Annotated in this window: 14 protein-coding genes and 2 tRNA genes; 7 read left to right on the top strand and 9 right to left on the bottom strand. The window is 65.2% G+C overall.

The features are described 5' to 3' along the window. The first annotated feature begins 83 nt into the window (after nucleotides 1-83). Nucleotides 84-638, top strand: coding sequence for a hypothetical protein (locus BLT44_RS03075; RefSeq protein ID WP_010155598.1), 555 nt, complete (start codon nucleotides 84-86; stop codon nucleotides 636-638). After that, nucleotides 631-1,800, top strand: a complete 1,170-nt coding sequence (locus BLT44_RS03070; RefSeq protein WP_010155599.1) for a tyrosine-type recombinase/integrase — start codon at nucleotides 631-633, stop codon at nucleotides 1,798-1,800. The genes BLT44_RS03075 and BLT44_RS03070 overlap by 8 nt, the downstream gene beginning before the upstream one ends. Before the next feature lie 53 nt (nucleotides 1,801-1,853). Here the strand turns inward: BLT44_RS03070 and BLT44_RS03065 are convergent. The 9 genes from BLT44_RS03065 to dnaA all read right to left on the bottom strand — a co-directional run bounded on the left by BLT44_RS03065 (nucleotide 1,854) and on the right by dnaA (nucleotide 12,159). After that, nucleotides 1,854-1,926 (bottom strand) — tRNA-Ala (locus tag BLT44_RS03065). 206 nt (nucleotides 1,927-2,132) lie between these two features. Further along, nucleotides 2,133-2,206: transfer RNA gene (locus BLT44_RS03060), tRNA-Ile, on the bottom strand. Nucleotides 2,207-2,301: 95 nt separating this feature from the next. Continuing rightward, nucleotides 2,302-2,709, bottom strand: a complete 408-nt coding sequence (locus BLT44_RS03055; protein ID WP_010155601.1) for a DUF3566 domain-containing protein — start codon at nucleotides 2,707-2,709, stop codon at nucleotides 2,302-2,304. After that, nucleotides 2,702-5,209: a DNA gyrase subunit A gene (gyrA, locus tag BLT44_RS03050; protein WP_050803163.1), complete on the bottom strand. Its 2,508-nt coding sequence runs from the start codon at nucleotides 5,207-5,209 to the stop codon at nucleotides 2,702-2,704. Before gyrA ends, BLT44_RS03055 begins: the two co-directional genes overlap by 8 nt. Nucleotides 5,210-5,261: 52 nt before the next feature. Beyond that, on the bottom strand, nucleotides 5,262-7,256 hold the full coding sequence (gyrB, locus tag BLT44_RS03045) for a DNA topoisomerase (ATP-hydrolyzing) subunit B (RefSeq protein WP_010155603.1): 1,995 nt from the start codon (nucleotides 7,254-7,256) through the stop codon (nucleotides 5,262-5,264). Nucleotides 7,257-7,458: 202 nt separating this feature from the next. Beyond that, on the bottom strand, nucleotides 7,459-7,950 hold the full coding sequence (locus BLT44_RS03040; RefSeq protein WP_010155604.1) for a DciA family protein: 492 nt from the start codon (nucleotides 7,948-7,950) through the stop codon (nucleotides 7,459-7,461). After that, on the bottom strand, nucleotides 7,940-9,145 hold the full coding sequence (recF, locus tag BLT44_RS03035; protein WP_010155605.1) for a DNA replication/repair protein RecF: 1,206 nt from the start codon (nucleotides 9,143-9,145) through the stop codon (nucleotides 7,940-7,942). Before recF ends, BLT44_RS03040 begins: the two co-directional genes overlap by 11 nt. A gap of 7 nt (nucleotides 9,146-9,152) precedes the next feature. Further along, nucleotides 9,153-10,295: a DNA polymerase III subunit beta gene (dnaN, locus tag BLT44_RS03030; RefSeq protein ID WP_029608132.1), complete on the bottom strand. Its 1,143-nt coding sequence runs from the start codon at nucleotides 10,293-10,295 to the stop codon at nucleotides 9,153-9,155. A gap of 397 nt (nucleotides 10,296-10,692) precedes the next feature. After that, a complete protein-coding gene (gene dnaA, locus BLT44_RS03025; protein WP_010155607.1) occupies nucleotides 10,693-12,159 on the bottom strand; it encodes a chromosomal replication initiator protein DnaA in 1,467 nt (488 codons plus the stop codon). A gap of 409 nt (nucleotides 12,160-12,568) precedes the next feature. On the opposite strand from dnaA, the gene rpmH reads away from it, so the two are divergent. From rpmH to BLT44_RS03000, 5 genes are read left to right on the top strand one after another with little or no spacing between them, the layout of a single operon-like run. Continuing rightward, the gene (gene rpmH / locus BLT44_RS03020) at nucleotides 12,569-12,706 is read left to right on the top strand and encodes a 50S ribosomal protein L34 (protein ID WP_010155609.1); all 138 of its coding nucleotides are present in this window, start codon (nucleotides 12,569-12,571) and stop codon (nucleotides 12,704-12,706) included. Between the two features lie 23 nt (nucleotides 12,707-12,729). Continuing rightward, nucleotides 12,730-13,092 (top strand): ribonuclease P protein component, encoded by a 363-nt coding sequence (gene rnpA / locus BLT44_RS03015; RefSeq protein ID WP_029608133.1) that lies wholly within the window; start codon nucleotides 12,730-12,732, stop codon nucleotides 13,090-13,092. Beyond that, nucleotides 13,092-13,397, top strand: coding sequence for a membrane protein insertion efficiency factor YidD (yidD, locus tag BLT44_RS03010; RefSeq protein ID WP_010155611.1), 306 nt, complete (start codon nucleotides 13,092-13,094; stop codon nucleotides 13,395-13,397). Before rnpA ends, yidD begins: the two co-directional genes overlap by 1 nt. 4 nt (nucleotides 13,398-13,401) lie before the next feature. Beyond that, nucleotides 13,402-14,355 carry a membrane protein insertase YidC gene (yidC, locus tag BLT44_RS03005; protein WP_010155612.1) on the top strand — a complete coding sequence of 318 codons (954 nt, stop codon included), beginning with the start codon at nucleotides 13,402-13,404 and terminating at the stop codon, nucleotides 14,353-14,355. Then, nucleotides 14,355-14,861 carry a Jag family protein gene (locus tag BLT44_RS03000; protein ID WP_010155613.1) on the top strand — a complete coding sequence of 169 codons (507 nt, stop codon included), beginning with the start codon at nucleotides 14,355-14,357 and terminating at the stop codon, nucleotides 14,859-14,861. Before yidC ends, BLT44_RS03000 begins: the two co-directional genes overlap by 1 nt. Nucleotide 14,862: the final 1 nt, after the last annotated feature.

The following is a 14,862-nucleotide window of genomic DNA, read 5'->3' as shown; positions in this document are numbered from 1 at the left end:
ATTACTGCCGAATGCCCTTATTTGTACCACACAAATTCGGGGCCTGTAAACTCGTCCGTAAAAATTGCTAAGGAGAGTGGCCTATGCAGATCGAGGAGATCGCCGATACCCGCATGGTGGCCGCCGCGCCCGGTGTTCACGCGCAATCACCGCTACGTGTGGTCCGTCGTCTGGATGACCCCAGTGGGTTCAGATCTCTAGAGACGCACGAACAGGTGGAGTTCCCCTACGAGTTCATCGCCGAGGTTGAGGTCGTCGAAGGCAGGTACGAGATTGTCCAGCTCCTCTTTCGAGGAGGACAGAACCCGATCGGCACCGGCTGGCTGGCGAAAACTCCCATCGCGGACATCAGGCTGTACGCGTTGAACTACACCAACATTGAGGTACAGGACCAAGACGGTCAGAAACGCGAGATCTATGCGAACAAGTTCATCGACACTTGGTGCGAAGAGGCTAGAGGAGGATCACCCGCATCTGACTTACGCTCTCTCGCCATTGTCTACCGCGTGATTCGCCTCGGATGGCGTAACCCCGTAGCCCGCCTTGCCGGTCTCCTTGGGGTGCACCATGACACAGTGCGCCGCTGGATTGTTTCCGCGGTCAAGAGTGGCCACTTGGAAGCGTGGGAACGTGGGTAGCGTCTACTCGTACACGACGAAGGCCGGCGAGCGCCGCTACCGCATCATCTACCGGCGTCCCGACAACTCGCAGACCTCGGAGCGCGGGTTCGTTCGCAAGCGCGACGCCGAGCTGCGACTCGCCGAGGTCGAGGTCGGGAAGGCGAAGGGCGACTACGTCAACCCGACCGACGGGCACACCACGGTGCAGTCGCTCGGCGCCGACTGGCTGCGATCGCAGAAGACCGTGCTCAAGCCGTCGAGCTACCTGTCATTCGAGACCGCCTGGCGCGTGCACGTCGCACCGAAGTGGGGCGCACGCAAGGTCGGCGGCATCCGCCACGGCGAGGTGCAAGCCTGGGTGTCAGAGCTCGCCGGCGCGAAGTCGGCCACGGTCGTGCTGCGCGCGCACGGCATCCTCGCGGCAGTTCTCGACACTGCGCTGCGGGATCAGCGCGTCTCGAAGAACGTCGCCCGAGGCATCGCGCTACCGAAGAAACGACCGAAGGCGAAGGCCTATCTCACTCACGCGCAGGTCGAGCAGCTCGCGGCCGCGTCATCGAAGCCTACGATCGTGCGCTTCCTCGCGTACACGGGGCTACGGTGGGGAGAAATGGCCGGTCTGCACGTGGAGCACGTCGACACCGTGAAACGGCGCGTGAACGTTGTACAGAACGCCGTCACCGTCGGCAGCTTCGTCGAGGTCGGTACTCCGAAGACCCATGAGGCTCGAACCGTGCCCTACCCGGACTTCCTCGACACCGAGCTCGCCGTGCAGGCTGCCGGGAAAGCGCGCACCGCGATCCTGTTCGGCGACGGCAGTACTTACATGCCGCTCCCCCGCACGGGCTCCGGCTGGTTCAGCCGTGCAGTTGACCGCTGCATCGCCGCCGACACGAAACTCGCCGAGGAAGCCGCAGCGCGAGGAGAGACGCCGCCGGCGATCTTCCCACGCGTCACACCGCACGACCTCCGCCATACCGCGGCGTCGCTCGCGATCAGCGCCGGCGCCCACGTGAAGGCCGTGCAGCGTATGCTCGGACACGCTTCTGCAGCGATGACGCTCGACACCTACGCGGACCTCTTCGACGATGACCTCGACGACGTGGCCGCGGCCCTCAGCCGGGCTCGCTCGTCCGCGATTGTTGCCAACGCGTTGCCAGCAGAAGCGCGAAAGGAATGAGAAAGGCCCCGACTTCCCAATGTTTTCTAGGGAAGTCGGGGCCAATCAGTTTGTGGATCCTGGGAGAATCGAACTCCCGACATCCTGCTTGCAAAGCAGGCACTCTACCAACTGAGTTAAGGACCCGTGGGAGTCGAAGACTTCCACTCGTCGCTCCCGTCGCAGACCGGAACAACTCGATCTACTCTACAGACTTCCTTCGTGAAGCGCAAAGCGGCCGTGCCGCGATCCGGCTCGCAGGCCGCGGCAGACCGGTGCATCCGCTCCTCGCGCCCGAGCCCGGGAACACGAAAGCCCCGCCGAGATGCAGCGGGGCTTTCGTGTGGTTTCGGTGGGGCTACCAGGACTTGAACCTGGGACCTCTTCATTATCAGTGAAGCGCTCTAACCACCTGAGCTATAGCCCCCGACCAAGCAATGACTCTACCCGAATCCGAGACAAATCCGAAATCGTCTGCGGATACCGGGCGTGGCCCGACCCTCACCGGGGCCGGGCCACGGCTCAGTTGCTCGTGAACCCGAGCTGGAATCCGCCGAGAACCCGCACGAGCAGGTTGTAGACGAGGGATCCGACCGCCCCGAGTGCGGTGCCCACGATCACGTTGAGAATGCCGACGACCACGGAGAAGCCGAGCACCTGCGGGAAGCCGATGATCTTCATGAGGCTGTTGTCCTCGCCCACGATGTCCATGAACAGCTGGTCGACCTGCGCGAATACACCGGTCTGCAGCAGCACGGTGTAGACGAGGATCGTCGAGACGACGCTGACGACCGCGAAGCAGATGGCGACGAGGAACGAGAACTTCACCGCCGACCAGAAGTCGACGTAGACGAGCTTGAGGCGAACCTGCTTCGCCGGCGCCTTCTTACGGGTCTTCTTGGCCAGTTTGTCGGCGACAGTGTTACTCATTCAGGTCTTCCTCGTTTTCCGCGTTCTCGGGCCCTGCGGCCTCGGACTCATCGTCGTCGAGCCCACGCTCCGGGTTGCGCGCGATGCCAATAATACGGTCCTGCTCTGGGAATCGTGCAAAGACCACCCCCATGGTGTTGCGGCCCTTCGCCGGCACCTCCGCCACTCCGGAGCGCACGACCTTGCCGCTCGCCAGCACCGCGAGCACCTCGTCGGTCTCATCGACGATCAGGGAGCCCACGAGCACTCCGCGGTTCTCGTCGAGCTTCGCGACCTTGATGCCGTACCCGCCGCGCTGCTGCACTCGGTACTCGTCGACAGCGGTGCGCTTCGCGTACCCGCCCTCGGTGACGACGAAGACGTAGCCGTCGCTCCCATCGATGCGCGACGCACCGAGGAGGGCGTCGCCCTCGCGGAAGTTCATGCCGCGCACGCCGCTCGTCGAGCGCCCCATGGGGCGAAGTGCCTGATCAGAGGCGGTGAAGCGCACCGACATGCCATGCCGCGACACGAGCAGCACGTCATCGGTCGCCTCTGCGATGAGCGCTGAGACGAGTTCGTCACCGTCGCGCAGCTTGATGGCGATGATGCCGCCCGTGCGGTTGGTGTCGTACTCCGTCAGTGCGGTCTTCTTGACCAGCCCGTCTCGGGTGGCGAGCACCAGGTAGCCGGCGGCGTCGAAGTCGCGCACGTCGAGGATCTGGGTGACCATCTCGTCGGGCGCGAGCGCCAGCAGGTTCGCGAGATGCTGCCCCTTCGAATCCCGACCGCCCTCGGGCACCTCGTACGTCTTCGCGCGGTAGACGCGCCCGGTGTTCGTGAAGAACAGAAGCCAGTGATGCGTGGTGGTGACGAAGAAGTGCTCGACGATGTCGTCGGCGCGCAGCTGGGCGCCCTTGACGCCCTTGCCGCCGCGGTGCTGAGACCGGTAGTTGTCGATGCGCGTGCGCTTGACGTACCCGCCGCGGGTGATGGTGACGACCATCTCCTCCTCGGGAATGAGGTCCTCCATCGACATGTCGCCGTCGTATCCGTGGAGGATGGCCGTGCGACGCTCGTCGCCGAACTTCGTGACGATCTCCCCGAGCTCCTGCACCACGATCCCGCGCTGCTCGGAGGGCGAGGCGAGAATCGCCTCGTACTCGGCGATCTGCGCCTCGAGCTTCGCGGCGAGGTCGAGAATCTTCTGACGCTCGAGAGCGGCGAGACGGCGCAGCTGCAGGCCGAGGATCGCATCCGCCTGGATCTGATCCACGCTGAGCAGCCCCATGAGCCCCTCACGGGCCTCCTCGACCGTCGGCGAGCGGCGGATGAGGGCGATGACCTCGTCGAGTGCGTCGAGCGCCTTCAGGTATCCGCGCTGGATGTGGGCTTCCGCGTCCGCCTTCTTCAGTCGGAACGCCGTGCGACGTACGATGACCTCGATCTGGTGCTTCGCCCAGGCGGTGATGAACCCGTCCAGCGCCAGCGTGCGGGGAATGCCGTCGACGATCGCCAGCATGTTGGCGCCGAAGTTCTCCTGGAGCTGCGTGTGCTTGTAGAGGTTGTTCAGCACGACCTTCGCGATGGCATCGCGCTTGAGCACGACGACCAGGCGCTGACCGGTGCGGCCGCTCGACTCGTCGCGGATGTCGGCGATGCCCTGCACCTTGTTGTCTTTGACGAGGTCGGCGATCTTGACGGCGAGGTTGTCGGGGTTCACCTGGTACGGCAGTTCGGTGACGACGAGACAGGTGCGGCCCTGGATCTCCTCGATGTTGACGACCGCCCGCATGGTGATCGATCCGCGGCCGGTGCGGTACGCCTCGCGGATGCCCTTGGTGCCGAGGATCTGGGCGCCGGTCGGGAAGTCCGGCCCGTGCACGCGCTCCATGAGCGCGTCGAGGAGCTCGTCGCGACTCGCATCGGGGTGCTCGAGGTGCCAGATCGCCGCCTCGGAGACCTCGCGAAGGTTGTGCGGCGGAATGTTCGTCGCCATGCCCACGGCGATGCCGACCGAGCCGTTGACGAGCAGGTTGGGGAAGCGCGAGGTGAGCACCGTCGGCTCCTGCGTGCGACCGTCGTAGTTGTCCTGGAAGTCGACGGTGTCCTCGTCGATATCCCGCACCATCTCGAGGGCCAGCGGCGCCATCTTCGTCTCGGTGTATCGGTGCGCAGCGGCGCCGTCGTTGCCCGGGGAGCCGAAGTTGCCCTGTCCGAGCGCGAGCGGGTACCGCAGTGTCCACGGCTGCACGAGACGCACCAGCGAGTCGTACACCGCGCTGTCACCGTGCGGATGGAACTGACCCATCACGTCGCCGATCACGCGCGTGCACTTCGAGAAGGCCTTGTCGGGTCGGTACCCGCCGTCGTACATCGTGTAGATGACGCGTCGGTGCACGGGCTTGAGCCCGTCGCGCACGTCGGGGAGGGCGCGCCCGACGATCACGCTCATGGCGTAGTCGAGGTACGACCGCTGCATCTCGAGCTGCAGATCGACCTGGTCGATCCGACCGTGCATGGCCTCGTCCTGCGCGGCCACCTCGCTGATGTCGGTCTCCGGGGTCTCGTTCTCAGATGTCAAGGAAGCGCACGTCCTTCGCGTTCTGCTGGATGAAGGTACGGCGCGCCTCGACGTCTTCGCCCATGAGGGTGGCGAAGATCTCGTCGGCGATCGCCGCGTCTTCCATGGTGACCTGCAACAGGGTGCGGGTCTCGGGGTTCATGGTGGTCTCCCACAGCTCTTCGTGGTTCATCTCGCCCAGGCCCTTGTAGCGCTGCACGCCGCTCTCCTTCATGAGGCGCCGGCCCTGCTCCGCGCCGGCGGCGAGGCGCGCGTCGCGCTCCGAGTCGCTGTACACGTACTCGTCCTCCGCATTCGACCACTTGATGCGGTAGAGCGGCGGCTGGGCGAGATAGACGTATCCCAGGTCGATGAGGGGCCGCATGTAGCGGAAGAGCAGTGTGAGCAGCAGCGTGGTGATGTGCTGCCCGTCGACGTCGGCGTCGGCCATGAGCACGATCTTGTGGTACCGCGCCTTCTCCGGCGTGAAGTCCTCGCCGATGCCCGCACCGAACGCGGTGATCATCGCCTGCACCTCGGCGTTGTTGAGCGCGCGATCCAATCGGGCCTTCTCGACGTTCAGGATCTTTCCGCGCAGCGGCAGGATCGCCTGCGTGTGCGGGTTCCGGCCGGTCTTGGCGGAACCACCGGCCGAGTCGCCCTCGACGATGAAGATCTCGGAGATCGTCGGGTCCTTGCTCGTGCAGTCGGAGAGCTTGCCCGGCATCCCGCCGGATTCCAGAAGCCCCTTCCGGCGCGCCGTCTCGCGCGCCTTGCGGGCGGCGAGACGAGCCGAGGCGGCCTGGATCGACTTCCTGATGATGTCTTTCGCCGGCCCCGGGTTGCGCTCGAACCAGTCGCCGAGCTGATCGCCCACGACTTTCTGCACGAACGCCTTCGCCTCGGTGTTGCCGAGCTTCGTCTTGGTCTGGCCCTCGAACTGCGGCTCGCCGAGCTTGACCGAGATGACCGCGGTGAGCCCCTCCCGCACATCATCGCCCGAGAGATTGTCGTCCTTCTCGCGGAGGATGTTCTTCTCTCGTGCGTACCGATTGACGAGCGTGGTGAGCGCGGCGCGGAAGCCCTCTTCGTGCGTGCCGCCCTCGTGCGTGTTAATCGTATTCGCGTAGGTGTGCACGCTCTCGGTGTACGAGGTCGTCCACTGCATCGCCACCTCGGCGGCGATCTTGCGGTCCGGATCCTCGGCCTCGAAGGAGATGATCTCCTCGTTGACGAGCTCCGATCGCTTCGCCGCGTTGAGGTGCTGCACGTAGTCCTGGATGCCGTTCTCGTACAGGAATTCGTCGTGCAATGCGGGCGGAGCCTCGAGCTCGCCCTCGGCGTTCTCGACCGGCTCCTGCTCGCGCAGGTCGGTCAGCGCGATCCGCAGCCCCTTGTTCAAGAAGGCCATCTGCTGGAACCGAGTGCGCAGCGTCTGGTAGTCGAAATCGATCGACTCAAAGATGTCGGCGCTGGGCCAGAAGGTGATGGAGGTTCCCGTCTCCGAGCTCAGATCCCCCTGGGCGAGCGGCGCATCCGGAACACTGTCGGTGAACGACATGTTCCACGTGAAACCCTGACGCTGCACCGAGACCTCGAACCGACGCGACAGCGCGTTGACGACCGAGGAGCCCACGCCGTGCAGACCACCGGACACCGCATACCCGCCGCCCCCGAACTTTCCGCCGGCGTGCAGCACGGTGAGCACCACTTCCACCGTCGAGCGCCCCTCCGTCGGGTGCTCGTCGACGGGGATGCCTCGCCCGTTGTCGACGACCCGCACTCCCCCATCTGCGAGAATGGTGACGTCGATGAAGTCGCAGTACCCCGCGAGCGCCTCGTCGACGGAGTTGTCGACGATCTCGTACACCAGGTGGTGCAGACCGCGCGGGCCAGTCGAACCGATGTACATGCCCGGACGCTTGCGAACCGCTTCGAGCCCTTCGAGTACCTGGATCGCTCCGGCACCGTAATTCTCCGCGGCGGGAGCCTGCTCTGAACTCATACGTAGAATGATCCTTATCTGGGCGTCTCAGGGCGCGTTCGAGCCCCATCCACTTCCGCCGTCCAGCTTATCAAGATTCAGGCCGCCACAGGCGCGTTAGGGGCCTCAGAACCCCCGAATTCGCCGGGGATCGTCCCCTTATCCGTATCCGACGACCGTTCGCACGTCGATCCGTGCGCGGCCGCGCTCGGAAACAGCCGGGTCACCCGTACGTATCGCGCGGACCGCGTCCGGGAACCGAGCGCGGTCCGTGCCGCCAACTCGGGGCTCCAGGGGCGAGGAAGCGGATGTCACGCACCTCAGAATCGGGGTAGTCCCGCAGCAGCCGCGTGAGCAGTTCGCCGCGGAGCCGGCGCAGTTCGGTCGCCCAAGTCGTCGAGTCGCACTGGATCTGCAGCACGCCGTGGCTGATGCCGACAACGTTCGTGTGCTCCGCGGTCGCTCCGCCAGCGAATTCCGGCCACTCCCCGATCAGACGCGCCTGCTCCAGTTCGACACTCCACCCCATATCGGAGGCGACCGTCACCAGCACGTCCGAGAGAGCGCGCGGATCGCGCCCGAAGCCGAACGGACTGCCGCCCGCGGCGCTGTCCTCCTGCCGCCGGGCTCGGCGGCGGTGCGGTACACCGCGCCACACCGACTTGGCGCGCAGATACGCCTCCGTGGCGAACGGCGTCCGATCCTCAGGCACCATCCGGCGACTCCGACGTCTCTTCGGTACGATCAGGCTCCAGGGTGCCCGCCGAGATCCGCGTGCGACGCCACGCCACGTCATCGGGAACGTCGGCCTCGACCGCCGCCGTGACGATCACCTGTTCGTAGTCGGCCACCGCACGCATCAGTCGACCGCGCCGCGTCGCGTCGAGCTCGGCGAACACGTCATCGAGAATGATCACCGGATCGCCGGCCGTGGATTCGTTCCTCAGCAGTTCGGCGAGAGCGAGTTTGAGTGAGAGTGCGAATGACCAGGATTCGCCGTGACTCGCGAACCCCTTCACCGGGAGACCATTGAGAGCGAGTGCCAGATCGTCGCGATGGGGGCCGACGAGCGTGACGCCGCGCTCGATCTCGCGGCCGCGGACTATTGCGAGCGCTTCTCGGAATTCACGCGCGAGCGTTTCACGTGAAACGTCGGCCTCGCGGACGAGATCCTCGTCGGACGGTGTTTCACGTGAAACGGAAGCGGACTGCCGCGCATCGCCGACGCTCTCGAACATCGACACCCGCGGCGCGTGATCGCCGCCGACCAGCGCGGCGTAGTGGTCGCGCAGGGGTTCACTCAGATCGCGCAGCAGCTCTCGGCGAGCGAGCATGATCTGGGTTCCATGGTCGACCAGCTGATCATCCCAGACCGGAAGGGTCGCCAAAGCGGACTGGCCTCGCCCGCGCGCAGACTTCAAGAGCGAGGTGCGCTGACGCACCACCTTTTCGTAGTCGCTGAGCGCCCCTGAGGCGACCGGATGTCGGGCGAGCAGCGCATCATCCAAGAAGCGCCGCCGTCCTGAGGGCTCTCCACGAACGATAATCAGGTCTTCGGGAGCGAACGTCACTGCGGAGAACCACCTTGTAACCTCGCGCGGGCGAACGGCATTGCCGTTCACCTGCGCGCGATTCGCACTCCCCTGGTTGAGCTGGAGCTCGAGCCGCACCTCGCGCTCCCCCGCACGAACGCGCATGCGGGCGATCGCCGACGATCGACCGGCGCGGATGAGGGCGGCATCGCCGGAGACCCGGTGAGAGCGCAGCGTAGCGAAGTAGGCGATCGCCTCGACGAGATTCGTCTTCCCCTGGCCGTTCTGCCCGATCAGCAGATTGGGACCGGCCGACAGACCGAGCTCCGCAGACGCGTAGTTGCGGAAATCGCCCAGGGAGAGATGCGCTACCCGCATCCCGAACCTACCGCAGCAGCAGGTTCGGCTGCAGGAGGTAGCGGAAGCTCTTCTCGTCCGCGTCGTCCTTGCTGCGCTGGCTGGTGATCAGCACCGGCCCGGGCTTGCCCGGGTTGTCCGTGCGGGTGAAGCCGATCCGAGCGAACTCCGAATGCGTCGAGCGCAGACCATCGAGCAGGAACTGAGGCTTGAGCGAAACCACCATGTCATCGCCGACCAGATGCGCGTCGACCGTCTCGACCGCCTGAGCCGATTCCGTGCCCGCCGCCTCCAGCGTGACGACGCCCTCGGCGAAGGAGAAGCGGAGGGCGGCCTCGCGTTCGAGCACGAGCCCGACGCGACCCACCGCCTCGATGAGTTCCGAGGTGCTCACCACGGCGTAGTTCTCGACGCTCTCGGGGAACAGGCGCCCCACCGGCGGGTAATTGCCCTTGATGAGCAGGGACGTCACCGTCTTCGTGCCGCCGGTGAACGCCACGAGCTCGCGATCCGCGTCCTTCACGACGCTCACCTGGACCTCGCCCACGCCCGAGAACGTCTTACCCACCTCGGTGACGATCTTCGACGGGACCAGGGCGTTCAATGACTCGCTCGCATCCCGATGCTCCCAGTCGATGCTGCGCATCGCGACGCGGTAGCGGTCCGTGGCCGTCAACGTCACCGAATTCGCGTCGACTTCGAACTGCACGCCGGTGATCACCGGCGTCACATCGTCCTTCGACGCAGCCAGGGACACCTGCGAGACGGCTTCGGAGAATACATCGGCCGGAACCGAGCCCGACACCGAATCGATCTTCGGGATCTGGGGGTACTCCTCCACGGGCATCGCGGGAAGACTGAAGGAGGCCGAACCGCAGCGCACTTCCACCCGGCTCTCCAGCAGCGACACCTCCACGTCCGAATGCGGCAGGCGCTGCGCGATCTCGCCGAGCAGGCGACCGGAGACGAGTGCGCGGCCGGCGTCTGCGACGACCGCGGAGATGGAGGTGCGAGCCGAGACCTCGTAGTCGAACGACGACACGGTGAGCTGATCGCCCTCAGCTTCGATGAGCGCTCCGCTCAAGAGCGGCTGCGTCGGGCGAGGAGGGAGCAGTTTGACTGCGAAAGACACAGCATCGCTGAATACGTCACGATTGACGGTAAATCGCATCGGGCTTCCCTTCGCACGCGTTCTGGGTCGCGTCGTTCTCCTCGGCCTGACAATCTTTGCATACTCCCGAGGGCTCGGCATCCGAGAGTACGCGTTGTGCCCGGCGCCGGCGTTCGGCCTGATCCGGATCGCGTGATCGAACGCCCGTCTGAAGAGATGAGAAGTGTTAACAGTGTTAACGGCTGTGGATTCTGTGGATAACCGGAGCGATCCCAATTCTTGTAAGAGAACTACACGAATGTGAGTTGTGCAATCGCGGTGGATGAAGGCTGAACCGCGGGATGATGCCGAAGTACGCGGCGGACCCCTCGTGCACAGGTCATCGCGATCCATGCACAGAAACGGCTCGGTTCTCCCCAGATATTCACATGTGCATGAATGTCTGTGGATAACTCGTTCAGCGCGTGCCCTGCTTGATGCGGGTCGTCAGCTCCGTGACCTGGTTGTAGATGGAACGGCGCTCGGCGATCAGCTGCGAGATCTTCTTGTGCGCGTACATCACCGTCGTGTGGTCGCGCCCCCCGAAGAGCTGTCCGATCTTGGGAAGCGAGAGCGGCGTGAGCTCCCGGCACAGGTACATCGCGATCTGCCGCGATGTTGCGATCTGCTGCGCGCGGGTCGGCCCGTAGAGATCGTCGACCGACAGGTCGAAGTACTCGGCCGTCTTACTGATGATGTCGGAGGGCTGCACCTCGTTGTCGGCATCGAGGGTGATGAGGTCCTTGAGCACCGTGTGCACGAGCTGCATGTCGATGCGCTGCTGATTCAGGCTGGCGTAGGCGGTGACGCGAATCAGCGTGCCCTCGAGTTCGCGGATGTTGGAGGAGAACTTGCTCGCGATGAATTCGAGGATGCTGTCGTCGATCACGAGGCTCTCCCGCTCCGCCTTCTTGCGGAGGATCGCGATTCGGGTCTCGAGGTCGGGGACCTGGATGTCGGTGAGCAGACCCCACTCGAAGCGGGAGAGCATGCGCTCCTCGAAGCCTCGGAGCTGCTTGGGCTGCACGTCGCTCGTGATGACGACCTGCTTGTTGTGGTCGTGCAGCGTGTTGAACGTGTGGAAGAAGGCCTCCTGCGTCTCCACCTTGTCCTCGAGGAACTGGATGTCGTCGACGAGGAGGATGTCGACGCTCCGGTAGCGCGCATGGAAGGCGGCGCCCTGGTTGTTCGCGATCGAGTTGATGAAGTCGTTCGTGAAATCCTCCGAGCTCACGTACCGAACGCGCACGTCGGGGAAGAGCTCGCGTGCGTAGTGGCCGATCGCGTGCAGCAGGTGGGTCTTCCCGAGGCCGGAGTCGCCGTAGATGAACAGCGGGTTGTAGGCACGGGCGGGGGCCTCCGCGACGGCGACGGCAGCCGCGTGCGCGAAGCGGTTCGACTGACCGATCACGAAGCTGTCGAACCGATACTTCTCGTTGAGTCGGCTGTCCACGGCCTCATCGGCTCCGTGGCGGCGGCGCGGTTCCGCGACGGGGCGCTGCGTATCGTGGCGCGGCGAGTCGAACCGGGCGCCGCCGAAATCGGGAGCGTCGCTCTCACGTACCGAAGCGGCTGCGGGCTGCGGCTCGGGCGCGGGTTCGGGATCGATGTCGGGGTGGGCGTCCTCGTCGACGATGACGATGAAGTTGTCGATCTCGTGCGCTTCGGGAATCCGCGCGATGGCGGCCATGATCGCCGGGCGAAGGCGGTTCTCGAGCAGCTTGAGCGTGAAGTCGAGCTGCACGGCGAGATAGAGCGTGCCCGCCGCGATGCCCCGAGGCAGCGCGAGAGCGAGCTGCGCGCCGACCGCCGGCCCGACCGCCGGGTCTCCCATGACCGCCTGCGTCACGCGCTCCCAGACTTCCTGCAGTTCGTCCTCAGTCACGTTGCTCCCGGCTCGCTGTTCATCATGAAGAATGCCCGTTATACCCAGGCTTATCCACAGACGGAAGGGCACAATCTCGCGGAAAATCAGCGGAGTGCGGCCGTGTGGAAACGCTTGCGCCCACGTTAGTCACAGATTTGTCCACAGGCAAGTCGACTTCCACGCTCGGCGCGGGGCGCCCGCCGCGCGCGACCGGGCCATCCCCGATCGCGCTCAACTTTGACGGAATCGTGCGGAAGGCGTAGAGTAAAGACCTTGTATGGGTGGCTCGTGCCAGACGAGCGCATCACCGTGTGCTCGGAATATCCCGGATGCGCGGACCAGTGCGCGTGCGCGAGCAGCCAACATCCGACTTCCTCACCGCCCCTGAGGCGTGGGGATCTATCCCATAAGTCACGGAGTCTTCACTATGAGCAAGCGTACCTTCCAGCCCAACAACCGCCGCCGCGCCAAGGTGCACGGCTTCCGCGCCCGCATGCGCACGCGCGCCGGCCGCGCCATCGTGGCGGCTCGTCGCGGCAAGGGCCGCTCGAAGCTCACCGCGTAATCGCCTGACTCCCCCCGTCGGTCATGCCTGCACGGCGCAATCGTGTGACCCGGGGAGAGGACTACCGGCAGACCGTTCGTGCCGGACGCCGCGTGGGAGGTGCGTTATGCATCACCCACGCGGTTTTGCGTTCCCCCGCAGACGATGCGCGCTTCGGCTTCATCATCTCGAAGGCCGTGGGCAATGCCGTGACGCGCAACCTGGTGCGTCGGCGTATGAAGTCGATCGTCGAGGAGCGCCTGCACCGCGGCATCTCGGGGGTCGACGTGGTGTTCCGCGCCCTCCCTGCAGCTGCTGAGGCCGAGTTCGCGGATCTCGAGCGGGAGATCTCCCGGGCGCTCGACCGCGTCGAGCGCTGGCAGGCTCCCGCGAAGGCCGAGCCGTGATGCGATTCGCCGCCGAGCTCTGGCTGCTTCCGCGGAACGTCGCGCTCGCCTGCATGCACCTCTACCGCAGATGGGTGTCGCCTCTGTACGGCGAGGTGTGCAGGTATTATCCATCGTGTTCCAGATACGCTGTTGAGGCGTATCAATCCCGCGGCTTCGTCGTCGGAACCGCGCTCACCGCGTGGCGGTTGCTGCGCTGCAATCCGTTCACGGTCGGAGGCATCGATGACGTGCCGCCGCGCGCGCACTCCCATTTCGTGACCAACACCCGCGGCTTCGTCCGCCCCATCGAGCGAAAGGCTTAACCCGGTGGACTTCTTCGAAACAATCCTGTGGCCGCTGCGCTGGCTCGTCGAGCTCGTGCTCGCGGTCTGGCACCAGGCCTTCACCTGGATCGGCATGGATCCGGAGTCGGGCCTCACCTGGGTGCTCTCGATCATCGGTCTCGTCGTCGTGGTCCGTTCGGCGCTGATCCCCGTGACGGTGCGGCAGATCAAGTCGCAGCGGCGCATGATGGATCTCGCTCCCGAGATGAAGAAGATCCAGGACAAGTACAAGGGCAAGAAGGATCAGTACTCCCGCGAGGCGATGAGCCGGGAGACGATGGCTCTGTACAAGAAGCACGGAACGAACCCGTTCTCGTCGTGCCTGCCGATCCTCATCCAGATGCCGGTCTTCTTCTCGCTCTTCTACGTGCTGCGCCACGCCTCGGACAACACGACGGGCATCGGCTTCATGACGGCGGAGCTCACCAAGAACTTCAACGCGGCGGAGCTCTTCGGCGCCCCGCTGAAGATGACCTTCACGCAGGGCTGGGAGTCGGGCAACTGGACCGTGGTCGTGCTGCTCGGCATCAACGTCATCCTCATGATCGGGTCGCAGTTCTTCACGCAGCTGCAGATCATGTCGAAGAACGTCTCGGACGAGACGAAGAACTCGCCGATGTACCGCCAGCAGCGCATCCTGCTCTACATCATCCCCTTCGCGTTCCTCTTCTCCGGCGTCGCCTTCCCGCTGGCGCTCAACGTCTACTGGTTCACCTCGAACCTGTGGACGATGGGGCAGCAGTTCATCGTGATCCGCAACATGCCGACGCCGGGCAGCGATGCCTGGCGCGCGCGCCAGGAGCGCCTCAAGGCCAAGGGCAAGCTGACGGACGATGAGAAGCGCGCGCAGGCTCGCGGCGAGGTGATCGCTCCCCCGAAGGCGGGTCAGCGTCAGCAGCCGGTGAGCGCCAAGCGATCGAAGAAGAAGGGCAAGTGATGGCGAACGACGACCGCGCGGCTGCCGACACGGCGGCGGAAGAACTCAGCCTGGAAGAGCTCGAGGCCGACGGGGATCTGGCTGCGGACTACATCGAGGGCCTGCTCGACATCGCGGACCTCGATGGCGATATCGACATCGACGTCGCCAACGGCCGGGCCTACGTCTCGGTCACCGGCGGCGACGCCGACCTCGAGCGCCTGACGGGCGCGGAGACCGTGCAGGCCCTGCAGGATCTCACGCGACTCGCGGTGCAGGCGAAGACCGGGCGCTTCTCGCGCCTCATCGTGGACGTCGGCGGCTCGCGCGACGCGCGCGCCGGGGAGCTCAAGCGCATGGTCGATGCGGCCGTCGCGCAGATCGCGGCGGGTCGCGACCAGGTCGAGCTCGAACCGATGTCGTCGTACGAGCGCAAGCTCGTGCACGACGATGTCGCGGATCGCGGCTACTTCTCCGAGTCGCGTGGCGAGGGCCGGGACCGTCGTCTGGTCATCAGCCGCGCCTGAG

The sequence above is a fragment of the Leucobacter chromiiresistens genome (assembly GCF_900102345.1).
GTDB lineage: Bacteria > Actinomycetota > Actinomycetes > Actinomycetales > Microbacteriaceae > Leucobacter > Leucobacter chromiiresistens.
This window is presented reverse-complemented; position numbering and strand designations above follow the sequence as displayed.